Source organism: Stenotrophomonas maltophilia group sp. RY12688 (assembly GCF_052149045.1).
Lineage (GTDB): Bacteria > Pseudomonadota > Gammaproteobacteria > Xanthomonadales > Xanthomonadaceae > Stenotrophomonas > Stenotrophomonas sepilia.
This window is the reverse complement of the sequence record NZ_CP197389.1, coordinates 3994956-4015890: the sequence shown is the minus strand read 5'-3', so window position 1 is coordinate 4015890 and position 20935 is coordinate 3994956. Positions and strand designations below refer to the sequence as shown.

Below are 20935 nucleotides of genomic sequence, written 5' to 3'. Positions count from 1 at the left end.
CGTCCTCACATCGCGCTGTGCTACTACAGCCCGTGCACCCTTCCGCACGGAGCACGATGATGGTCAATCCGCTCGCCCAGGCCCATCGCGGCCTCGGCACCACGCTGTTCAGCCTGTTGAACCCGATACCTTTCGGCTTCTTCGTCGGCGCACTGATCTTCGACGCGATCTATCTCAACAGCGCCGAGGTGATGTGGGGCAAGGCCGCTGCCTGGCTGATCACCTTCGGCCTGCTGATCGCCATCGTGCCGCGCCTGATCAACCTCTTCGCGGTCTGGCGCCGCAACGGCACCGCCACCCGCATCGACCGCATCGACTTCTTCCTCAACCTGGTCGCGGTGGTGCTGGCCATCTGGAACGCCTTCGTGCACAGCCGCGATGCGTACGCCGTTGCGGTGCCGGGCACGATCCTGTCGGCGTTGACCGTGGCCCTGATCGCCCTGGGCCTGATCCTGCTGTCACTGCAGCCGCCGGTGCTGCAGGGAGGTCGTCATGGCTAAGCACATCCTGCCCACCGTGGGCTCTCTGGCGCTGGCCGTGATGCTGTCGGCCTGCGCCGGCAAGGCTGAATACCATCCCGCCGACCAGTCGGGCCCGCAGCCGCCGCTGCCCAAGCCGGCCAACTTCCTGATGCCGCCGATGCAGGTGCCCAAGGGCGTCGGCTGGACTGATGGGCAGACCCCCACGGTGGCCGAGGGCCTGAAGATCGAGCGCATCGCCGCCAACCTGCAGCATCCGCGGCGCCTGCTGACCCTGCCCAATGGCGATGTACTGGTGGTGGAAGGCAACGGCCCCGGCGAAGAACCGGTCACCACGCCCAAGCAGTGGATTGCCGGCAAGATCAAAGCGCGCTCGGGCAAGGCCGGCAAGGGCGGGAACCGGGTCACCCTGCTGCGCCGCACGCCGGGAACGAGCACGTGGACCCAGCATGTCTACATCGAGGGCCTGCATTCGCCGTTCGGCATCCAGCTGATCGGCGACACGCTGTACGTGGCCAACACCGGCAACATCATGCAGTACCACTACGTGCCCGGCGAAACTCGCATGTCGGACAAGGGCCGCGAGTTCACCGACCTGCCCAGCACCATCAACCACCACTGGACCAAGGAACTGCTGGCCAGCCGTGATGGCCGCAAGCTGTATGTGGGCGTGGGCTCCAACAGCAACATCACCGAGAACGGCCTGGCCGTCGAATACCGCCGTGCGGTGGTGCTGGAAGTGGACGTGGCCACCCGCGGCAGCCGCATCTACGCCTCGGGCATCCGCAACCCGACCGGGCTGGACTGGGAGCCGAGTACCGGGAAGCTGTGGGCGGTAGCAAACGAACGCGACGAGATCGGTGCCGACCTGGTGCCTGACTACCTCACCTCGGTGAAGGAAGATGGCTTCTACGGCTGGCCTTACAGCTACTACGGGCAGCACGTGGACGAACGCGTGCAGCCGCAGCGACCGGACCTGGTGGCCAAGGCAATCGTGCCGGACTACGCCATCGGCTCGCACGTGGCACCCCTGGGCCTGTTGTTCTACACCGGACAGGCACTGCCGGCGCAGTACCACGGCGGCGCCTTCATCGGCGAGCACGGCAGCTGGGACCGCTCGCCGCTGAGCGGCTACGAAGTGGTGTATGTACCGTTCAAGGACGGCAAGCCGACCGGGCGCCTGCAGACCGTGGTGAGCGGCTTCGCCTCAAAGGACGAGAAGACCCTGATGGGCGCACCGGTGGGCATGGCCATGGACGCCGAGGGCGCGCTGCTGGTGGCCGACGACGTGGGCGACGTGGTGTGGCGGGTGTCGGCCAGGTAGTTCTGTAGAGCCGAACCATGCTCGGCTTACGCGCGCAGCGCGGGGTTTCGCGTACAGGTCGAAGAGCAGCCGAGCGTGGGCTCGGCTCTACAGTTCCGCAGTACCGCTGCGGAACCCGCTGAACACCGACTCGGCAGCAAACCCAACGCCGCCCAGCAGCACGCCGAAATACACCACTGTGGCCACCACGAAGCCATAACCGGCCGCCACCGCCGCGCCATCGCGCTGGATGAAACCGATGGCGAAGGACATCAGCGCCAGCGCCGGCAGCGTGTTGCTGAAGGGTATCGGCCCGGCCGGCGCCATCAACAGCAGGGTCGCGAACACCAGCATCAGGTTGTTCAGGCGCATCATCTTCTTCGAGCGCACCATCACCGCCAGCCGCATCGGCCGCGACAGCCGCTCCATGCGGTGCACCCATTTCAGCGCACGGCCGAGGTTGGTCTTCAGCTTGTCGGTGGCGATCTCGCGGCGGGCCAGCTTCTGTGGCACCCACAGCGGGCGGTTGCGCACCCGGCTCAGGCCGATCAGCAGGATCGAGGCGCCAAACACCGTACTCAGCCCGGGAATCGACACCGGAATGATGAAGATGGCCGAGAGCAGGATCACGATCAGCAGCAGGCCCTCATCGCCCAGCGCGCTGAGCAGGGTGCCGACGCTCACCTGGTCGCCGGGCAGTTCGTCGATCATCTGCTCGATCTGCTGGGCCAGGGGCGCGCTGTCATTGGTTTCAGGGGCACGGTAGGTCATGCGTCGCAAGGTTCTCCAGGGAAGGGCGGTCAAGGGGCCGTCCTGCGGTGGGGGACGCACAGGCTCCCGCAGTATCCCGGCCAACGTGGGCAAAGAGGTGAACCGGGCATGAGGGGGTAAACTGGCGTGCCCCGCACGAGTTGAACGCAATGGACATGGGCCGCCGGCAATCGACCATCGAACTGGTCGCCATCGACATGGATGGCACGCTGCTGGACCCGTCGCACCAGCTCACCTCCCGCGCCAGGAAGGCCATCGCGCAGGCGCGGGCGCTGGGCGTGCACATCGTGCTGACCAGTGGCCGCCCGGTTCCGGGCCTGGCGCCGTACCTGCACGAGCTGGGCATCACCGGCAACGACGACTACTGCATCGCCTGCAATGGCGGCCTGGTGCAGCGGATCGGCACGCGCGAAACCGTGGTCGAATATCCGCTCAGCTTCGACGACTTCCTGTTCTGCGAGCAGGTGGCCCGCGACCTCGGCGTGCACTTCCAGGCGCTGGACAGCCAGCGCATGTACACGCCCAACCAGGACATCAGCTACTACACCGTAGCCGACTCGCATCTCTCGCGGATGCCGCTGTCGTATCGCCGCGTGGAAGACATGGACCCGTCGATGTCCTTCATCAAGTTGATGATGATCGACGCGCCGGATGTGCTGGATGCCGCCATCGCGCGCCTGCCCAGCGAGCTGACCGAACGTTTCGCGGTACTGAAGAGCGCGCCGTTCTTCCTGGAAGTGTTCGACCACCGCGCCGGCAAGGGACCGAGCCTGCAGAAGCTGGCCGAGCACCTGGGCATCGACCGCGCCAACGTGATGGCCATCGGTGACCAGGAGAACGACCTGACCATGCTGCAGTACGCCGGCACCAGCGTGGCGATGGGTAACGCCATCGACGCGGTGAAGGCGGTGGCGCGGTTCGAGACCAGCAGCAATGCTGATGACGGCGTGGCGCGCGCCATTGAGACCTACGTATTGCGTTGAGGCGCCAAGCGGCGCTCAGCGCCTCAGGCCCAGCACGCAGTGCGGAGCATCGCGCTGGCTGCGGACGATGATCTCCTGCGCTCCTACGGTGAGCGAATGGTGCTGCTCGTGGTTCCGCGCGATCAATGGCGCACCATGGCTGGGTGGATAGATGAATGGCTGCAGGGTGTAACGCTTAGCCAACCGCTCCAGTGGGAAGCATGGCGTATCCACGAACGTGACGAACAGGAGGCGGATGTCATCGTCCTTGCCGCGTATCACGCGATACTCCACATTGTCGATGGCATAGCCATCGGCGGTCAGCATCGGCTGTGACCGGTAGATGCGCGGTCCTGCATCCTTCTCAAAGGAAAACGGCGCGATGATGCCCAGCTCATGCAACTGGGCCGGGCTGATCGGCGACGGCGTGGTGACCAGCGCGTCGATCAGGGCATCCAGACGCTGTGGGGAACGCACTTCAACTCTGTCGTGCGATTGCGCAGTTTCCATGCACGAAAGCAGCGTCACGCAAACGATGGCTATTACTTTCCAGGTGGTCCAGCGGATCATCAAGGCTCCTGCCAATCCGGAATCGGGTATCTGAAGATACCGGACAGGACGATACCTGCGTATAGCCGCGCTGTACCACGGCGCAATGGCGGATGCGCCAGTGCGATGCAAGAATTTCGCACGTCGAAATCACGCCATCGAATCCTGCGGCAGATGATCGTCTTCGTCTGCTGACCGGCGCGCACCGCGCCGTCACCCTCTCAACGCAATCGCACTGCCAGCCAGGGCGCCGACACCGGCGCTGCAACGCGCTGGGCGTGCGCCTGCGCCGCTCTCTCCCTGCACCCTGGATCTGCTGCCATGAACACCCCACCCACGACACGCCTTGCCTTGGCGATCATCGCGGCCATCACCGCCCCTGCGTACGCCGCAGAAACGCACGATGCCGCGCACGACACGCCCACCACGCTCAATGCCCTGCAGGTCATCGCCGCGCCGCGTGGCGCGGCCGTGGCACCGACCCAGGTGGTTGGTCCCAACCGCTACATCATCAAGGCCGAAGACCTCGACGCGATGGTCACCGGCAACAACGGCTTGGCCATGCTCAAGCAGGTGCCGGGCGCCAGCTACACCGCCACCGACGGGCTGGGCCTGGATATCTCGGCCACCAGCCTGTTCGTGCGCGGCTTCCGCATGAATGAAATGGGCATCACCTTCGAGGGCGTGCCGCTGAACGACAACGGCTTCCTCTCGCTTACCGGCACCAGCGTGGTGAACGTGGGCGTGCCCGATGGCATCGGCGCGATCACGGTCAGCCCCGGTGGCGCACCGGTCAGCGTGTTCTCCAGCAGCGTCAACGGCGGCAGCCTGGAATACCGCCTGCGCGACCTGCAGGACACGCCCAGCCTGCGCGTGAAGCAGGGCGTGGGCAGCAACAGCACGTTGGTCACCACCGTATCCGGGCAGAGCGGCCAGCTCGGCGAGCAGGGCCCGAAAGTACTGGTCGACCTGCAGCGCGTGTCTGCCGACAAGTACCAGGGCGAGGGCACGCAGAACTTCCTGCGCGGCGACCTGAAGCTGCAGCAGGACGTCGCCTGGGGCGATGTCACCGTGTTCCTGTCCGACAGCAAGGCCAAGGTCTGGGGCTACAACAACATCTCCTTCGACATGATCCGCAAACTGGGCTGGAAGGCCGACATCTTCTATCCCGATTATGCGTGGGCGTGGTACGTGGCCTCGCCGGAGAATGCAGACAAGTCCTGCGGCGCCTACACCTGCGGCGAGCTTTCCGAACTGATTCCGTACGACACCGGCCAGATCACCCGCGACCGCGTGTCATCGATCAACCATCGCTTCCAGATCACCCCGGCGCTGAGTGGCAACGTGCAGCTGTACAACGCCAACAGCCACACCCAGGCCACGCTGACCGACCCGACCGTGCCATCGCCCAACGGTGCGCCGTTCTCCGAACAGGTGCAGACACCGCGCCTCAACCGGCTGGGTGGCATGGTCAACCTGCAGTTCGAGACCGGCGCGCACACCTTCACCGCCGGCTTCTGGCAGGAGAAGAGCAAGGCCGCCGCCAAGACCGAGTGGTACCCGCAGCCACTGCTGGGCGAGGGCCCGCCGCTGAAGGCCACCGGCCCGTTCGATGTGTATGGTCCCGCGTTCAAGACCGACAACGCATCGAGCTGGGTGACCCGCTCGCGCCAGTTCTACCTGCAGGACGACATCGTGTTGAACGACACGCTGAAGCTGGGCGTTGGTTTCAAGGCCGTGGACTTCCGCACCCGCGGCGGCGGCCTCGGCGATGCCAAGGACCGGCCGGTGAACGGCACGCTGCGCGCGAAGAGCAACTTCCTGCCGCATGTCTCGCTGTTCTGGAGCCCGACCGAATCCACCGATGCCTTCATCGACCTGGCCAATACCATGAACGGCTATCGCGTCGCTCAGCGCGGCAACATCGGTTACACCGCCTCGGCGTGGACCATCACCGACCAGGAAGAGTTCGACCGCGTAGCGGGTACCCTGCGTCCGGAAAAGAACTGGAACCTCACCGTGGGTGCATCGCACCGCTTCGACCGGCTGACGATCACCGGCGACGTGTTCTACAACGACATCCGCAACCGCCTGCTGTCGGCTGCCATCGGCACCCAGTTCGCACAGATCAACACCGTGCGGTTGATGCCGAAGATGCACGTGATCGGTGCCGACCTCGGCATCACCGCCGACCTGACCGACCACCTGCAGTTCTACCAGGGCGTGGCCGTGGCCCGTTCGTACTATGACAGCGATTTCGTGGTGGATGACACGGTGTACCCGATCAAGGGCAACGCCCAGCCGGGCTACCCGCAGATCTCGCTGGTCAGCGACCTGTCCGCCCACTTCGGTGACTGGCGCTTTGGTGCAACCAGCACCTCGTACCTGCGCCAGCCCTTCACCTACGAGAACGACATCCGCGTGCCCACGTTCTGGCAGGTCAACACCTACGCCGCTTACCGCTTCGGTGCGGACAGCGCCGTGCCCGGCCTGGAGCTGCGGCTGGACGTGAGCAACCTGTTCAACCGCCACAACATCGGCACCGCCACCATCGCCGGCTCGTCGTTCTCGGGGGATTACCAGACCCTGCAGCGCAGCGCGCCACGGCAGCTGATGTTCAGTACCTCGATGGCGTTCTGAGGCGACGAGGGCGGGGTCAGAGCCCTTTGCTGCGCAAAGGGATCCGACCCCGCAGCCACCCCGTGATCGGGGGTCAGATCCCTTTGCACGGCAAAGGGCTCTGACCCCCAAAACCCGCCTTGCGCAATCAACAGGGATTTTCTGGCAGCGACGCAAGGTTCCCACAATGTTGCTGGGTCATCCTGTTGGCATGGCACAGTACAACCCGCGAACCCCGCTGTTCGGCATCCGAGGCCCAGGACGGCCCCGGCAGGCGCCGTCCGTGGCGCCTGTGATCGACCTGCAGGCCGAGTACCACTTCTGGCACGTCTACGAACGCGTGGTCCGCCCGCTGCCCGGCGGAGGGCTGCCGCAGGCGTGGCTGGTGTGCCAGAAGGTATATCGCGACCGCTGGCAGCACCCGGAGGACAGCGACGCGGCGGGACTGTCACGGGTGCTGTTCGGCGACAACATGACGGCTGGCCGGGCGTCGGAGCTGGCGGAGCTGCACGCGCTGGTCAGCCGTCGGGTGGCGTTGCTCGCGAAGCGGGGACGGTTGCATTCGGCAGCCTGATGCCTGCCCTTGGTGGGGTCGACTGTTAGTCGACCGCTCTTCGCATCTACCTCTCAGAAGGCCGCGCTTCGCGCGAGAGTCGACCAACGGTCGACTCTACCAATAGCCAACCCGACCGTCATTTCTAAGGCTTTCCCCGATCCAACTGCCGATAGCCAATCGCCTCAGCCAGATGCGCCGTGTGGATCGTTTCACAACCCGCCAGATCCGCAATCGTGCGCGCCACGCGCAGAATCCGGTGCATCGCACGTGCGGAAAGCTGCAGACGCTCGATGGCCTGCTCCAGCATGTCCTGATCTGCCTCGCTGAGTCGGGTACAGGCTCGCAGCGCCGCTGGCGGCAGATGCGCATTGAGCCCGCCACGCGCCTGCTGCCGGGCATGGGCGGCTTCCACCCGTGCACGTACCGCAGCACTGGGCTCACCCAGTGGCGTGCTCTCCCGCAGCTCCACGGCATCCATGCGCGTCACACTGATATGCAGGTCGATGCGGTCCAGCAGCGGGCCAGAAACCCGCGCACGGTAGCGGTTGATGCGCTCATCACTGCACAGGCAGCGGTTACTGCGGTCGCCGGCCCAGCCACAGGGGCAGGGATTCATCGCCGCCACCAGCTGGAATCGCGCCGGATACTGCACGCTGCGTGCCGCGCGGGCGATGCGGATGTGGCCGGATTCCAGCGGCTCTCGCAGGGTTTCCAACGCACTGCGGTTCCACTCTGGTAGCTCATCCAGGAACAGCACGCCGTGATGGGCCAGCGAGATCTCGCCGGGGCAGGGCGGATTGCCCCCACCCACCAGCGCCGCCGCACTCGCGCTGTGGTGCGGCGCCCGGAACGGACGCTGTCGCCAGCGCCGCGGATCCAGCCCCTCACCGCTCACTGAGGCAATCGCGGCCAGCTGCAACGCCTCGGCTTCCTCGGTGTCCGGCAACAGGCTGGGCAGGCGTGAGGCCAACAGTGTCTTGCCGCAGCCAGGGCTACCGATCAGCAATAGATGGTGCCCACCGGCGGCCGCCACTTCCAACGCGCGCCGCGCATGCGCTTGCCCGCGCACGTCGGCCAGATCGGGCAGTGGCAACGGTGTCGTGTCCACGCGCTCCACGGACGGCAACAGGCGCGGATTGCCCAACCCGGCGCAGCACTCCAGCAGCGTGCGCGCCACACGTACATCGGCGTGCTCGGCCAACGCGGCCTCTGCGGCATTGCCCGGCGGCACCACCAGGATGCGCCCAGCGTCAGCCGCTGCAATCGCAGCGGGCAGCGCGCCCGCCACCGGCCGCAGCTCGCCGGTCAGGCCAAGCTCACCCAGGAACTCGTATTGCAGCAGCGACTGCGGATCGATCTGGCCACTGGCTGCCAGAATGCCCAACGCGATGGCCAGGTCGTAACGCCCGCCTTCCTTGGGCAGGTCAGCGGGCGCGAGGTTGAGCGTGATGCGTCGCTGCGGAAAGTCGAAGCGCGCGCAAAGAAGGGCGGCACGCACGCGCTCACGGGATTCACGCACGCTGGTCTCGGCCAGGCCGACAATCTGGGTGGCAGGCAGGCCACCGGAGAGATGCACTTCCACCCGCACCAGCGGGGCATCGACCCCGGCGCGGGCACGGCTGTGGACCAGCGCCAGGCTCATGTGTGGATTCCTGCAGAGGGACGCTCGATGGTGCTGCAGGTAATCTGCGTGGGACTATCGGGAATTGCTGGTGCAGATACTAGGGGGATTCCGGCCGATGGTTGGAACGTGTCTTCTTCCTCTGCGGACACGGGTCTCTGCCATCAAGTGAAGGATCGACGCTAACGCTGTGCTACTCCAATGAGGGGCGTCGGTTTCACATGCCGCGCACTTCCTAGCGCCACGCCAATTTCACTTGGGGAATCCAGGTGCCCTACCTGCGGATGCTTCTGAAAGATCAGCGTGGCAACAACCAGCGCTTGATTCACGTCAACACGCACGGGTCTCAGTGTGGCTTCCCCAGCCATCAGGGGCTGTGATATGAAGACGGGATCTTGCTGTAGGCTCTTTCAATGGGATTGGAAGGATGGAAAAGTTCGAGGAGATCGATCACCGTGTTTTCCTCTTTCCTTGGGGCTTGGCGAAGCGCTTTCCTAAACGGGCCCCCATGGGGACCTGGCTCAGTTGCATACCACTGATGAGCTTGGCGTTGGCGCCATCGGCAAGCGCCGAGACGGTCACCTACATTCATACTGATGCGCTTGGTTCGGTGGTTGCCGAGACCGACGCCAATGGCAACGTGGTCAAGCGCTATGACTACGAACCCTATGGAGCCGTTGTTGGTGGGCAGGTTGCGGATGGACCTGGATATACGGGACACGTGAGCGACGCTGCCACTGGGCTGAGCTACATGCAGCAGCGCTACTATGATCCCCACTTGGGACTCTTCCTCTCGGTGGATCCGATCTCCACGCATTCAAGTCCGAAACACTTCAATCGCTACAGCTACGCTTACGGCAATCCCTACTCCTTCACCGATCCGGACGGAAGGGTCCCGGTAATGCCATTCATCTACGGTGCCGTCCTGGGCGGCCTCGCAGACATCGCGGTCCAGAAAGCCATGAATCCGGATAAGCCTATCGACAAAGTGGAGGCTGGCATTGCGGCTGCGGTTGGCTCTGTCTCCGGAGGCGCCGGTGGAGTAGCCGTTGCGGCAGTCGGATCTGGCACGATTTCGGTAGGGCGTGCAGTTGCTATACAGACCGTGGTCAATGCGGTGGCAGGCGGTGCCGGCTCCGCCGCAGAGAGCGCAATCAAAGGGCAGCCCATCACGGCGGAGGGCGTCGCTTCAAACGCGATTGGCAGTGCAGCGGGTGGATTGGCAGCCTCCGGGGTTGGCGTTGCCATGGGTGATTTCGCAGGGCCAGCTGCACGGGGATCACTCCAACGGCTGAGTCAATCCCGCGGCCCAGGTGGACCGAACATGGCAACTGCCACTGCGTCAACCGGAACTGCCATTCCCAGGCAATCGGCGCTCCAGGGTGCGGCGTCCCAAGCGGGCCAGGGCCTGGCGGGAGCAGGGGCGACTATCGTACAGAAGGACTTGGAGAAGAAGAAATGAGTCCCTTGTTGAAAGGCTTCATAGGCACTCAGCTTCTCGCTGCGGTCTTTGGCGTTTCGTACTTCGCAGTTCTCACGTACCGCAATTACCCGGACGCTATGCACACGGGATTGCGTATTTGGGGCTACTTCGCGGTGATCTTTCTATTCCTTCAACTGTTTCTTGCGCTGAAGCAGTGGTGGGAAAATTCGCGTCGAAGGCGATAGGCGTGCACCGTTCCGGGATTTCGTTTGCACCAAAGAACAAGTCGGCCAATGGGCGGCTTGTGCTCTTTGCGGGGAGGTTTACCGGCGTGCAAGTGAAAGCATGCCAATCTCCACATCGGCTGCTGGAAAAACTGTGTTCACTTGAAGTCCCTCGCGGCTTGCGAGTACTGATGGCCCTCTCGCTCGCCATGGGCCTGCCGGGGTGCCGGGATGAGGTGGAGAGTTCAACGTATGCCATTGGCCAGACGGGAGAGACGTGCACCGCCTACAAGGGCTTCGACCGCCAGCCTCCTGAAGTAGTTGTGGCCGAGCTTGCCAAGCGAGGGTTGGATAGTCGCCGATTGGTGCACAGGACAGTCTGCGGCTCGATCACCAGTTGGGACATTCTCCCCGCAGGGGCGTCGATCGATCGGATACCTCCGCCAGACGCATATGTAAACGTCCACCTGCTGGATGACGGCTCGGTTTCCATCAGTACAGACCGCCCCTGACGTTGGCGCCGTCCTTGATGATCGAGCATCGGGCGGCCCCTTGCGGTGCAGGCGCAGCGCAACTGTGAGCGTCAGCCTACGAAGGCACTTCAGCGCTGAAGTCGTTGGTGGGATCGGGCTGGCGGATGCCGGGCGCCCCAAGCAGACACCGTTGCTCATCCAGCACCAGCCCATTGAAGCGCCCAAACCGTGCCTCAACCCACGAAGGCCCCGCACTTTCCACCAACAACCTTCCCCGGCTCTGGTGCAGATCCAGCCACCGCTCGAAGCTGATGCGCAGACGTTCGATGTCCGGCGCCCGCCAGCGTGCATCGGCGGGCATGCGGATCAGCACGCGCGAGGGCGCGTTCTCCACCTCCATCACCAGCACGCCCTTGCATCGGATCTCGAAGGATGTCGCCCCGGCATGGCGCGTGTGCAGTTCAAAGCCCTCGAGTGCCTTCGCGGTCACGAAGCCGAGTGCATCACTGTGCAGCAGGCGGTAATCGGCCGGCTGCAGCTTCTGGTAGGCCCACACCTGATCGCCCGCGGGCACGGGCCACTCCACCCACATCGCTCCGATCACCGCGATGCACACCGCCGCAGCGGCAAGGCCGTGCTTCTTCATTCATCCCCCCGCACACAGGCAGAAAAATGCGCGCCATAAGCGCGTTCAGTCCTTGGGTCGCATCCGCTCGTGGATGAAGGCGGTCAGCGCCAGATCGGCCATCACCAGCCCCTCCATCACCCGGTCGCCGACGTACTGCTCCGGCTCACCGTTCTGGCGCGTGCGCTCGGCCGCCAGCAGGATCTCCTGCACGATGCGCTGGCCGGTGAGTGCGCAGTCGGCGTCGGACAACGCCATCTGCCGGCTGCGTAGATGGTGCCGCTCGGGCCAGGGCTGGCCGTCGGCCGCAGCGCCCGCACCGATGGCGTGCAGGATGGCGATGAGGCTGTTGGGGTCCAGCGCGGGCGCGGGTGACGGCGCTTCCTGGATCGGGCGCGGGGGCGGGGAGTGCGGTGTGGTCATGGCGGGCTCCGTGCAAGCAGGCGGACGCCGCCACCGATAAAGGTGGCGGGCAGAGCGTGGCTCGAAAACCGGTTGCTAGACAAAGCCGGCGGGCACGAGGCCCCCACGCCCCGCCCGCCATAGCCGGCAGACGGATTGCCAGCCGGCACCACGCGCGGTGGTGCCGGCTGGCAAGCGCAAACTTACGTCTAGCAATCCGGGTTTTCGAGTCCCGACCACCGATGCACGGTGGCGCAGTAACGATTACCTGCTGTTGTTCGGAATGCCAAGGGGTAGGGGTCAATGCCGCCAAAACCCGAGACGCTTTTGGCATTGTCGCATAGCGTCGGATGGGGCGAGAGCCTTGGCGTGCTTGGCGGAGCGGCACTTCTGGGACGGAGTCGTCAGAACATTCCGCCAGAGACGCAGGGAGCGGCAAATGCGACAGCATTGGTCCGACGGTCGCTGATGGATGCCGCGTATTTCGCCTCCATGCGTGAGTGACTTTCTGCCTATTGACCCCACGGGGCGCCACGCAGAATCTGGCTACCGCTGTAGTCACTCGGAACTGTTCTGCCCGCAGCAGGAAGGTTCTGCGGCGTTTGAACGGACTCCACCCACTGGCGCAGGCCGCTACAAGGATCACTGTACGTGTTACGCCGCAATCGACTTCTTCTGTCTGCGGGTCTGCTCCCGCTCCCGTGGTTCCTGTTCTGGACCAGCGTTGCCGCCGTGTTCGCGCCGGGCTACAACCCGCTTGCACAGCACGCCAGCGAGCTGCTGCAGGCGCCGACGCTTGCAAGCATCTGCGCCAGGATCGCCGCCATCGGCTCTGGCGTAGGCTTCGTGGCTTTCTCCATCGGGGTATGGCGGGAGTCCGGTCGCCGGATTGCCGTAGGCGCGATCTGCTGGATGGTATTTGGCATCTCCATGCTGACCAACGGGCTCTGGCCCATGGGCCATCCGATGCACGGCTTTTACACCATCGGTATCGCCAACATCATTGCACCGGCGATGTCACACATCGAGTTGAGTGCATGGTCTGCCAACCGAAGGGCGTACGCCGTGACCGCTGTGGTGAGCATCGCGAGCATCGTCTATCTCTGGTTGAACGTGGTGGGCGTGGACCCGGAGGGCTACCGGGGGCTGACACAGCGCGTGTTCTCGTCGATCAACTCGCTGTGGCCGTTTCTGGTTGGGCTGTATCTGCTGCGCCGGGACTCAAGCGCGCTGAAGGCGGAGCCGGCGCATTGATGGAAGGGTATGCTGCACTTGGGCGATGATTGAGCGTGCGGAGTTGAGAGCAAGATGAGAATTTTTCGCCGCCAGCTGATCTACGTCCAAGTGCACCAGGACCATTTTATTGCGCGCTTGGTCGGTGGAGACAGGACCATCCGCCGCCAGTGTCACGCCCTTGGCAATCGCGCGGGTCCGATCAAGGACTTTTCGAATATCCGGCCCCTGCTCAAGGCGATCTTCTCGGAACTCATGCCTGGGTTCTCTCTCGTCAAGCCGTGGGGGATTCTGCACTTTGATCCGGCTGAGTACCCGGTCACCAAGGAAGAACTGGCCGGGTTTCAGAAGGCTGCCATGCGAAGTGGTGTGAGCTTTTGTTTTCTCTCCACGTGGGAGCAGCGGCATGAAGACAACGACTTGATGGACATGTTCAAGTAGGGTTCGGCCCGATATTCGTTCTATACCACGCAGATTCGTGGGCCGGTTCGAGGCATTGCGAGAGTCCGCTCTTGGCCGAAAGCAGCCCCGATTCTCCGCCATCGTTCTCGCAGACGTTGAAGGTTGAAATCTGGGATTGATGGCTCCCCTCGCCAATCGGGATTTCGCCCTGCCAACGATTGATACCACCAAAATTCAGTAACGGCATCCTAATCCTGGAGCCTAGAAACTCCTCAGAGGGCGGTACCCACCTCCGTCAATCGGTGGGTTTTCTGTGTCTCAGGTCCTACGGTGCAACCGACTTGATGCTCTGCGTCGGGAGGGCTTCTAATACAACACCCTTTGGGAAGATGCGTCGGCCGGCTCTCTGCGGCTTCTGGCCTCCCGACTTCCTGTCGCTGTCCGTCCGGGTTGACGGCGTAAGGTTGAGCCCCCCATTTCTCCTAGGCGAAACCCGAAGCCCGAACAACGGTTCTAAGTCACTGATTAGACGTAGCATTTCGACCAAAGCTATCGCAGTCTTTGGCGAATTCGCAGACACGCCCGATACTAGGGCTTTCAGACGACGGAAGCGCCAATGACCTCGCCGCTTTATGACTTGGACGAGCTAGTGCTCCAGTGCAGAAATGAGCGTGCACGCAACTACATTCGGGAAGCAGTGTCCAGCTACAGAGCTGGGGCATTTCGAGCGGCTATCGTCTCAACATGGATCGCAGTCTGCTTTGACATCATGCAAAAGTTTCACGAGCTTGCCATCGCCGGCGATGCTGCTGCGGGAAAAGAAGCGGAAGCCCTTGAGCGAATCAGGGCCAACGGCGACGTGACCGCAGCTATGCGGTTCGAAAAGGACCTCCTCAACAAAGCAAAGTCGCCCTTCGAGCTCGTGAACAACCTAGAATACATAGACCTCACGCGGCTCTACGACGACAGAAACCGTTGCGCTCATCCCTCGTTCGTCGCGGACGGGGAAGCCTACTCTCCTCCTGGAGAACTCGCACGCTTACATATCAGAAACGCTGTAACGGTGCTTCTTATGCACCCTCCAGCGCAGGGGAAATATGCCCTGGACCGGCTGCTAACCGATGTTAGGTCGCAGCTGTTTCCAAGGAAGGTAGACGAAGCACAAGCGTGGCTGGCTAACGGCGCCATGCGCAGGCCTCGTGATTCGCTTACACGCAACTTCGTGGCCGTGCTTATTAAGGATTATCTGATCGGCGAAGCTGACTACCCTGAAAAATCGCGCTACTCATCCGCGCTAAAGGCGGTACGCAACTTACATCATCAACAATGGAATGAAGCTGTCCGAGCACACTGCTCGCCCGTGATCCGGCAGCTCGACGACACCAAACTAGGAGTTGTCGTCGAATTTTTCTCGATTTGCAATGAGGCGTGGAGTCTCGTAGAAGCTGACGTCTCACAGCGGGTATTAAGCTTCATCAGAGAACTTCCCTCTGATAAGTTCGACGTCATTGAGAACGCCCTGTCCTTCGATGCCTTTGCCAAAGAGGCAAAGAAGCGAATTGCGAGATCGACCGTCGACGAGATCGAGAACGTCTTTTGGTTTGACATACCTGCTTCAGTGGCCGATCGCCTCATTGACATCTACCTGCGATCCCGGTCTTTTTCAGAGGCAAATAAAACTGGTCGATTACTTACAGTATATGCATCTGAGCTCTCCGTTGAGCATGCGCAGCGAATAATCAAAGGGTCGGCAGCCAATGAGGAGATCGTCGGGAGCTTTGATTTTCCCGGTCTTCTCAACGCGCTCCACAAGAAGACAAAAGGCGTGCGAGAGCTAGGAGATTTCGTCACTTTACTCAATGATTCAGGGCTTGGCGGGTTCGCTGATGACATCCCGCCCTGATCCAGTGAGTTCAACTCTGATTCGCAACTGGTTGATTGCAATTCTCGACGATTCCCGCTTCTGGCCGGAAGCAGGCATCAGTACTGCGCCGGCGCTTGGCCCTGTGCTATTCTCCGCTTTCGACCCAAAGCGGGCATTTGCACCCCTGCTTGCTGCGGTCGTCGAGCCTACCGCTGGGTCCGGTTTACGTTGGCTTGTTAATCGGACTCAGGCACCCTAAGATCGCGCCGTATCAAGGGAGAAGTCCCCCATACGGTGCTTTGTGCGTAAGTCGTATAATCGGACCCAAGGGTCCGTCTACTAGGTGGTTGGGCCGCTGTGCAAAGTGAACGGTCAATCGGAACCTTTCGAGCTGAAGTTGCTGGTAACGAGCGGGAAGTTGAAGTGATTGTGTCGAGGTGCGCATCGACATTCTCGCTTGGCCGCGATGACTTTCACGTTTCTGTCAGGCTCTCAACCCTTGACTACTCGGCGTCTCTCGCTGAGCCGCAAGAACGTAGCCTTCCCTACATCAGGGGCTGGCTGAATTCTTCGCAGTGCGTGATCCAGCTAGAGAATATTGAGAGAGCATGCATCACCAGAGGACAACGATTCACGGAGAGGGTCCTCTTGGCCCTTGTTGCTCTAGCGCCGGAGGCTCACCAGGTTCGCATCGCCAATGTTACCCACCGTGTAACGCAAGATGTTCTTCGTACTGCTCTGGGTCCGGACAGACGTAAAGTAGTTCCTGCTGGGTCACTTCGTGGCCCATTACTCCAGTCACTTTCCAGTATCGGCTGCACAGCAGTCCAAGCCGAACGGGAGGGTGCGTCCTACTACCATGCGCTGGGCTTGCTCGGTGCGTGCCCTAACAGGTCATTCAAGCCGAATCCGCTTCGCGGCTCGGCTTAATTCTGGCGTTAGGACTCAATCACAGGGGATCGCAAAGTGTCAGAAGCAACGGCCATATCTTACACCGTGTCGCGCGGCAACGAGCCGGGCGCTGTTCTCACTCCGCACCTGCATGAGGACGGTAAGTACGTAGCGAGCATGAGTCGGTTCGAGCAGGACTACGTTCGTGTTGAGTCGATTCGGGAGCTTGGCATTCTTGCTCAACACGGCTTCAGCGTCCGCATGAGCAGTCCCACCAGCGCCAGTCATCGGGCACCAAGTCTGATTTCGCCTGGTTCGCTGCAAATCGTGTTCCGGAGCGGCGTTGAGGCCTAACAATTCATTCAAGCCGAACCGGCTTCGCCGGTTGGCTCAACTCAGGCGTTAGGCCCGTGCCGGAGACCACTGTGGAACATAACTTCGAAAGGCTGAAAGCCCACATACTTCCGCTGTCACGCTCGGACTTGTTCGAGGTAGCCCGCACCGAGTGGGACTTGGTGAGTGTGGAGATCACGGAAGAGTTCGATCACTGCCCTTGCGGCCAAGAAATAAAAGAGCATTGCTACATAACAAATCGCATCACAGGCAAGTCGACTTACGTTGGCAACGTTTGCATCAATCGCTTTATTGGCATTGATACGGGCAACCTGTTCGATGGCCTGAAACGCATCGCAAAAGACCCGTATGCCAACGCTAACCTCGACGTCATCGAGCATGGGCGCAAGATGGGGTACATCTATGACACTGAATATGAATTCTTGGTCAGTACGCGCCTCAAGCGGAAGCTGTCGGAAAAACAGCTTGAATGGAAGCGCAAGATCAATCGCCGCATCACCCAACAGATCTCGGTGCAACGTCGCACACGCACCTAACAGTTCGTTCAAGGCGGACGACCCATATGGGCAGCCGCTTAACTCCAGCGTTAGGGCGCACAATAGGAGCCTCATGAACCCACGCGACGTAAGAGGTACGCAGGCGACTCCTGCACCCGACTTGACGAATTGCTCGCGGAGAATTCGAGGCCGCAGATCTAACAATTTGTTCAAGCCGATGCCGCTTCGCGGAACGGCTTAAGTGAGGCGTTGAACGTTCGCTACTGGCCGAAAGCTGACAGAGCAGAACGCACGCAACTGAAATCCAATGACCATATTCCATCACTCCCTGGTAACCCTCCGGCTCTTCGGGGATGACCTCAATCCAGCCGAGATCACTGCTTTGCTGGGCGCGAATCCAACCGCCGCGCATCACAAGGGCCAGGAACTCAGAGGCAACCAATCAGGCACCGTGCGTATCGCCAGGACCGGGGGCTGGCGACTTGATGCGGAGCATCGTGAGCCTGAAGATCTGGAGGCTCAGATCTTCGAGATCCTCGATCAGCTCACCGGCGATCTCGCCGTATGGCAGTCATTGGCACGGTTCCGGCCTGACTTGTTCTGTGGTCTCTTCATGGGCAGCAGCAACGACGGTGTCTCGCTTTCACCCCGCGCGCTGCTCGCATTGGGAGAGCGCGGCATTGAGCTCGGGCTGGACATCTATGAAGCCGATGAAGAGGTGTGCAACGCCCAACGCTAGTAGGTCATCAATTGATGATCTCCCCACTCCCCGAAGCAACAAACGCCTTCAACTGCCGAATAAACTCGGCGTCGTAGAGCTCCCACTCCACAATCTCCCCAACCACCCGCAACGGCTGCGCACTCCGATACGATCGCGTCGGGTTCCCGGGAAACTTCTTGTTGGTCACGTTCGGATCGTCCTCGAACGGACCGGTCGGCTCCACCACATACACGCGTGGTCGCCCTTCGCCCCGGGCCATCTCCGCAGCCAGCCCGGCGCCCTTGGCAATCGTGGTGAAGTAGATGTGGTTCATCACCACACTGTCGCGATAGTTGGAGCGGAAGCCCGCACTCAGCAACTCGCCCACCGCCAGATCAGCGCGGGTGCCGTGATAGAACGGCCCGGCGACCTGGTCGCAGGTGTCATGCGAAACGGGTGTCCTTTCGGTGTCCTGCGCCATCGCTGCTGCCCCTGCTTGTCCTGCCGGATCGACAGGCCGGCGAGTCTAGGGCGCCCGGTGGGCCTTGCTGCAAGGCCCCATCCGGGAAATACTCTGTAGTGGGAGGCGTGGTGCGCCTCCTTTTTTCATTCTGCGGCGCCGCGCCCTTCCAGCTCGCGCACGGCGGTTTCCAGTGCGTCCAGCTTCTGGCGGGTCTTCAGCAGCACGGCGCGCTGCACTTCGAACTCTTCGCGGGTGACCAGGTCCAGCTTGGCCAGGCCGGCCTGCAGCGCGCTCTTGAAGGTGGCCTGCAGTTCCTCACGCGATTCGCGCAGGCCCGGTGGCACCAGGTCGCTGAGGCGACGGGCGAGGTCATCGATTTGGTTCAGGTCGATCATGGGGTGCTCCGTGGGGGTGGGCCCGTGCATCCGGCGCGGGCAGTCCAATCGGCACAAGGATACTGCTGGCGCCCACTGCCCGGACAGGCCGCAGCGGCTTCGCACGGGCCGCGTTCAGGCGCTATCCTCCACGCCGGAAGACAGGAGATAGACGATGAAGATGGTCATGGCGGTGATCAAGCCGTTCAAGCTCGACGACGTGCGCGAAGCGCTGGCCGAGCGTGGGGTTACCGGGATCACGGTGACGGAAGTGAAGGGCTTTGGTCGCCAGAAGGGCCACACCGAGCTGTACCGTGGCGCGGAGTATGTGGTCGATTTCCTGCCGAAGGTGAAGCTGGAAGTGGCGGTGACCGATGACCAGGTGGAGGCGGTGGTTGAGGCCATCGTGAAGGCCGCCGGCACCGGCAAGATTGGTGACGGCAAGGTGTTCGTGTACGACTTGGGCAGCGTGGTGCGTATTCGTACCGGTGAACTGGACGCGGACGCGTTGTAAGTAGGGGTGGGGGCGGCCGACTGCAGCGCGGGGGGGGGGGGCTGGACCGCTGCGGAGTCTGGGCGACGGGATGCTTGACCCCTTTGTTGTTGAGTCGAGCAAGCTCGAGTCTACAGCCGGGATCGGGCGGCGCGAACACCCGTATGCGATGAAGAGCCCTCCCGGTGTGATCAGCCCGGCGGAATGAGGGGTGACGACCGCCACTCCGGCAGACCGAGCGCACGGCGGGTGCGCGTCACGGTGGCGGCGATCTCTGCCTCGAAGCCGCCATCAGGTTGCAGCAGCGGCATGAGTTCGGCACAGCGTTGCTTCAGCACATCGACCCATGGCGCTGGGTGGGTTTCCGTAGCGGCTAGTGCCAAGTGCCTGCGACCCTCGTCGTAAGCGCCCGCGAGCCCGGCAGTGATGCCCGCATAGATGTGTTCGCGGATGCCCGGATTGGGGTGACGGCTCATCAATGTACGCACGTGCCCCGGGGTGGGAAAGCGGTCACGCAGGGCCAGCACCTCGGCTGCGGCCTGCTTGGCCAGTGCCTGCGCGACCGAGGCAAAGCTCACGGCATCGGTGAAGCGCTCGAATCCGGCGACGCGGCCGCCCTCATCGAAGGACAGGTAATCCTGCTCGTCCCAGAGCCAGCAGGCGCCGACATTGAGATAGCTGCCTCTGTCCCATGCTGAAGGCTGGAATTCGACCACGCCGACCCACCAGCCCTGGTCGTCAAGCCAGGTGCGTGAACGGCCTTTCTGCACGCAGCCCAAGGGGCGCAGTATGGATCTTGCGGCTGCAGTCAGCAGGCGGGTGTGTTCAGGTGTCGGCATCCCCAGCGTCCTTGCGAGTGGCGTGCCGACGAGTATCGCAGAGCACATCGGGCGTGTGGTCCGGGGCAAATGCAGGGGCAAACAGCAGTCGCGCAAGCAATGCAGGGCGAACAGCGCTTACCGGCGCTTCGCCCACTTGTAGAACCGCTTCCAGCCCTGCCGCACCGCGGCCACCCAGCCCGGGTCGGCCACCAGCGCGGCCTGCGCGGCACTCGGGGCCTGGCCGGTCACGCGCTGGCGGATCTTCAGCAGGTTCTTCATGTCGCTGCGGCGCATCTGCCGGCTCAGTGGATTGCGGCGCAGCCAGCGCGGGGCGCGCCAGGCGGAGGTGAAGTCCAGCAGCACCGGCACGCCGCCGCTGACCACCACGTTGGTGCCATGCAGGTCGTTGTGGGTGATGCCGGCGGCGTGCAGGCGGGTGAGCGCGTGCTGCAGCTGCTCGAACACTTCATTGCCCACGGCCTGCGCGGTGCTCAGGGTCTGGCCCGGGATGAACTCCATGCCCAGTGCCAGGCCACCGAGGGTGCCGAGCAGCGCGGGGGCATGCTTCCAGCCGCCGAGGCGCTGCAGCATGCGGGCTTCCCGGCGCACCATCAGTCGCGCGATCAGCGAAACGGGAGTGCCGCGGTAGCGGGAGTAGTCCTTGATGACCGCCTCGCGCCCGTCCAGGCAGGTGCGGTAGACGTCGGGGGCCAGGAAACGTTCGCCGCGCTTGAGCAGCAGCGGGGAGGCGGCGTCATCGCCGCAGGAGGAGGGGGGCAGGGCAGGAAGATACATGTCGGGGTCTCGGACGACCCGGTGGGTGGCGCAATGCGTCA

General features: G+C 62.8%; 22 protein-coding genes. 13 read left to right on the top strand and 9 right to left on the bottom strand.

Going from position 1 to position 20935, the window contains the following annotated elements; translation table 11 throughout:
- Positions 1-59 precede the first annotated feature (59 nt).
- Both ACS0OT_RS18630 and ACS0OT_RS18625 read left to right on the top strand, forming a co-directional pair.
- Positions 60-500: a DUF2231 domain-containing protein gene (locus ACS0OT_RS18630; protein WP_041863928.1), complete on the top strand. Its 441-nt coding sequence runs from the start codon at positions 60-62 to the stop codon at positions 498-500.
- Positions 493-1803: a PQQ-dependent sugar dehydrogenase gene (locus tag ACS0OT_RS18625; protein ID WP_442255927.1), complete on the top strand. Its 1311-nt coding sequence runs from the start codon at positions 493-495 to the stop codon at positions 1801-1803. Before ACS0OT_RS18630 ends, ACS0OT_RS18625 begins: the two co-directional genes overlap by 8 nt.
- Before the next feature lie 87 nt (positions 1804-1890).
- On the opposite strand, the gene ACS0OT_RS18620 is transcribed toward ACS0OT_RS18625, so the two are convergent.
- A complete protein-coding gene (locus tag ACS0OT_RS18620; RefSeq protein WP_005420011.1) occupies positions 1891-2553 on the bottom strand; it encodes an exopolysaccharide biosynthesis protein in 663 nt (220 codons plus the stop codon).
- A 149-nt stretch (positions 2554-2702) separates the two neighbouring features.
- Between ACS0OT_RS18620 and yidA the strand changes: the two genes are divergently transcribed.
- A complete protein-coding gene (gene yidA, locus ACS0OT_RS18615) occupies positions 2703-3536 on the top strand; it encodes a sugar-phosphatase (RefSeq protein ID WP_262220865.1) in 834 nt (277 codons plus the stop codon).
- A gap of 15 nt (positions 3537-3551) precedes the next feature.
- Here yidA and ACS0OT_RS18610 read toward each other — a convergent pair whose 3' ends face one another.
- Entirely contained in the window at positions 3552-4085 is a 534-nt protein-coding gene (locus tag ACS0OT_RS18610; protein ID WP_235646039.1) for a hypothetical protein, read from the bottom strand.
- A gap of 300 nt (positions 4086-4385) precedes the next feature.
- Between ACS0OT_RS18610 and ACS0OT_RS18605 the strand changes: the two genes are divergently transcribed.
- Complete coding sequence (locus tag ACS0OT_RS18605; RefSeq protein ID WP_139727885.1) at positions 4386-6704, top strand: TonB-dependent receptor; 2319 nt, start codon at positions 4386-4388, stop codon at positions 6702-6704.
- A gap of 166 nt (positions 6705-6870) precedes the next feature.
- Positions 6871-7257, top strand: coding sequence for a hypothetical protein (locus ACS0OT_RS18600; protein WP_315973902.1), 387 nt, complete (start codon positions 6871-6873; stop codon positions 7255-7257).
- Positions 7258-7381: 124 nt separating this feature from the next.
- Here the strand turns inward: ACS0OT_RS18600 and ACS0OT_RS18595 are convergent, their stop codons facing one another.
- On the bottom strand, positions 7382-8881 hold the full coding sequence (locus tag ACS0OT_RS18595) for a YifB family Mg chelatase-like AAA ATPase (protein ID WP_235646040.1): 1500 nt from the start codon (positions 8879-8881) through the stop codon (positions 7382-7384).
- A gap of 406 nt (positions 8882-9287) precedes the next feature.
- On the opposite strand from ACS0OT_RS18595, the gene ACS0OT_RS18590 reads away from it, so the two are divergent.
- On the top strand, positions 9288-10322 hold the full coding sequence (locus ACS0OT_RS18590; RefSeq protein ID WP_065186543.1) for an RHS repeat domain-containing protein: 1035 nt from the start codon (positions 9288-9290) through the stop codon (positions 10320-10322).
- Positions 10323-10500: 178 nt separating this feature from the next.
- Positions 10501-11019 carry a hypothetical protein gene (locus ACS0OT_RS18585; RefSeq protein WP_329953579.1) on the top strand — a complete coding sequence of 173 codons (519 nt, stop codon included), beginning with the start codon at positions 10501-10503 and terminating at the stop codon, positions 11017-11019.
- 76 nt (positions 11020-11095) lie between these two features.
- Here ACS0OT_RS18585 and ACS0OT_RS18580 read toward each other — a convergent pair whose 3' ends face one another.
- Together ACS0OT_RS18580 and ACS0OT_RS18575 are read right to left on the bottom strand one after the other, a co-directional pair.
- Positions 11096-11626 carry a cold-shock protein gene (locus tag ACS0OT_RS18580; protein ID WP_329953580.1) on the bottom strand — a complete coding sequence of 177 codons (531 nt, stop codon included), beginning with the start codon at positions 11624-11626 and terminating at the stop codon, positions 11096-11098.
- Positions 11627-11671: 45 nt separating this feature from the next.
- A complete protein-coding gene (locus ACS0OT_RS18575; RefSeq protein ID WP_021201939.1) occupies positions 11672-12028 on the bottom strand; it encodes a hypothetical protein in 357 nt (118 codons plus the stop codon).
- A gap of 630 nt (positions 12029-12658) precedes the next feature.
- On the opposite strand from ACS0OT_RS18575, the gene ACS0OT_RS18570 reads away from it, so the two are divergent.
- The 5 genes from ACS0OT_RS18570 (at position 12659) to ACS0OT_RS18550 (ending at position 17987) form a co-directional block, all read left to right on the top strand.
- Positions 12659-13261: a DUF998 domain-containing protein gene (locus ACS0OT_RS18570; protein WP_171956181.1), complete on the top strand. Its 603-nt coding sequence runs from the start codon at positions 12659-12661 to the stop codon at positions 13259-13261.
- 54 nt (positions 13262-13315) lie between these two features.
- Positions 13316-13681, top strand: a complete 366-nt coding sequence (locus ACS0OT_RS18565) for a hypothetical protein (RefSeq protein WP_171956180.1) — start codon at positions 13316-13318, stop codon at positions 13679-13681.
- A 577-nt stretch (positions 13682-14258) separates the two neighbouring features.
- Complete coding sequence (locus tag ACS0OT_RS18560) at positions 14259-15545, top strand: hypothetical protein (RefSeq protein WP_171956179.1); 1287 nt, start codon at positions 14259-14261, stop codon at positions 15543-15545.
- Between the two features lie 1277 nt (positions 15546-16822).
- A complete protein-coding gene (locus ACS0OT_RS18555; RefSeq protein WP_171956178.1) occupies positions 16823-17287 on the top strand; it encodes a hypothetical protein in 465 nt (154 codons plus the stop codon).
- A gap of 268 nt (positions 17288-17555) precedes the next feature.
- Complete coding sequence (locus ACS0OT_RS18550; protein ID WP_171956177.1) at positions 17556-17987, top strand: DUF4279 domain-containing protein; 432 nt, start codon at positions 17556-17558, stop codon at positions 17985-17987.
- 7 nt (positions 17988-17994) lie between these two features.
- On the opposite strand, the gene arr is transcribed toward ACS0OT_RS18550, so the two are convergent.
- Together arr and ubiK are read right to left on the bottom strand one after the other, a co-directional pair.
- The gene (arr, locus tag ACS0OT_RS18545; protein ID WP_171956176.1) at positions 17995-18429 is read right to left on the bottom strand and encodes an NAD(+)--rifampin ADP-ribosyltransferase; all 435 of its coding nucleotides are present in this window, start codon (positions 18427-18429) and stop codon (positions 17995-17997) included.
- 125 nt (positions 18430-18554) lie between these two features.
- Entirely contained in the window at positions 18555-18806 is a 252-nt protein-coding gene (gene ubiK / locus ACS0OT_RS18540) for a ubiquinone biosynthesis accessory factor UbiK (protein WP_005419983.1), read from the bottom strand.
- 154 nt (positions 18807-18960) lie between these two features.
- Here ubiK and ACS0OT_RS18535 point away from each other — a divergent pair, with 154 nt between their 5' ends.
- Positions 18961-19299: a P-II family nitrogen regulator gene (locus ACS0OT_RS18535; RefSeq protein ID WP_005411374.1), complete on the top strand. Its 339-nt coding sequence runs from the start codon at positions 18961-18963 to the stop codon at positions 19297-19299.
- Between the two features lie 170 nt (positions 19300-19469).
- Here ACS0OT_RS18535 and ACS0OT_RS18530 read toward each other — a convergent pair whose 3' ends face one another.
- Positions 19470-20117 carry a hypothetical protein gene (locus tag ACS0OT_RS18530; protein WP_242441370.1) on the bottom strand — a complete coding sequence of 216 codons (648 nt, stop codon included), beginning with the start codon at positions 20115-20117 and terminating at the stop codon, positions 19470-19472.
- 117 nt (positions 20118-20234) lie between these two features.
- The gene (locus tag ACS0OT_RS18525) at positions 20235-20894 is read right to left on the bottom strand and encodes an RIO1 family regulatory kinase/ATPase domain-containing protein (RefSeq protein ID WP_164093447.1); all 660 of its coding nucleotides are present in this window, start codon (positions 20892-20894) and stop codon (positions 20235-20237) included.
- Between the last annotated feature and the right edge of the window lie 41 nt (positions 20895-20935).

Coding starts and splice junctions, on each gene's coding strand:
- ACS0OT_RS18560 (WP_171956179.1), top strand. CDS start 14,259: ATGACCTCGCCGCTTTATGACTTGGACGAGCTAGTGCTCCAGTGCAGA.
- ACS0OT_RS18535 (WP_005411374.1), top strand. CDS start 18,961: ATGAAGATGGTCATGGCGGTGATCAAGCCGTTCAAGCTCGACGACGTG.
- ACS0OT_RS18605 (WP_139727885.1), top strand. CDS start 4,386: ATGAACACCCCACCCACGACACGCCTTGCCTTGGCGATCATCGCGGCC.
- ACS0OT_RS18620 (WP_005420011.1), bottom strand. CDS start 2,553: ATGACCTACCGTGCCCCTGAAACCAATGACAGCGCGCCCCTGGCCCAG.
- ACS0OT_RS18590 (WP_065186543.1), top strand. CDS start 9,288: ATGGAAAAGTTCGAGGAGATCGATCACCGTGTTTTCCTCTTTCCTTGG.
- ACS0OT_RS18625 (WP_442255927.1), top strand. CDS start 493: ATGGCTAAGCACATCCTGCCCACCGTGGGCTCTCTGGCGCTGGCCGTG.
- ACS0OT_RS18575 (WP_021201939.1), bottom strand. CDS start 12,028: ATGACCACACCGCACTCCCCGCCCCCGCGCCCGATCCAGGAAGCGCCG.
- arr (WP_171956176.1), bottom strand. CDS start 18,429: ATGGCGCAGGACACCGAAAGGACACCCGTTTCGCATGACACCTGCGAC.
- ACS0OT_RS18565 (WP_171956180.1), top strand. CDS start 13,316: ATGAGAATTTTTCGCCGCCAGCTGATCTACGTCCAAGTGCACCAGGAC.
- ACS0OT_RS18630 (WP_041863928.1), top strand. CDS start 60: ATGGTCAATCCGCTCGCCCAGGCCCATCGCGGCCTCGGCACCACGCTG.
- ubiK (WP_005419983.1), bottom strand. CDS start 18,806: ATGATCGACCTGAACCAAATCGATGACCTCGCCCGTCGCCTCAGCGAC.
- ACS0OT_RS18525 (WP_164093447.1), bottom strand. CDS start 20,894: ATGTATCTTCCTGCCCTGCCCCCCTCCTCCTGCGGCGATGACGCCGCC.
- ACS0OT_RS18550 (WP_171956177.1), top strand. CDS start 17,556: ATGACCATATTCCATCACTCCCTGGTAACCCTCCGGCTCTTCGGGGAT.
- yidA (WP_262220865.1), top strand. CDS start 2,703: ATGGACATGGGCCGCCGGCAATCGACCATCGAACTGGTCGCCATCGAC.
- ACS0OT_RS18595 (WP_235646040.1), bottom strand. CDS start 8,881: ATGAGCCTGGCGCTGGTCCACAGCCGTGCCCGCGCCGGGGTCGATGCC.
- ACS0OT_RS18610 (WP_235646039.1), bottom strand. CDS start 4,085: ATGATCCGCTGGACCACCTGGAAAGTAATAGCCATCGTTTGCGTGACG.
- ACS0OT_RS18600 (WP_315973902.1), top strand. CDS start 6,871: ATGTTGCTGGGTCATCCTGTTGGCATGGCACAGTACAACCCGCGAACC.
- ACS0OT_RS18580 (WP_329953580.1), bottom strand. CDS start 11,626: ATGAAGAAGCACGGCCTTGCCGCTGCGGCGGTGTGCATCGCGGTGATC.
- ACS0OT_RS18530 (WP_242441370.1), bottom strand. CDS start 20,117: ATGCCGACACCTGAACACACCCGCCTGCTGACTGCAGCCGCAAGATCC.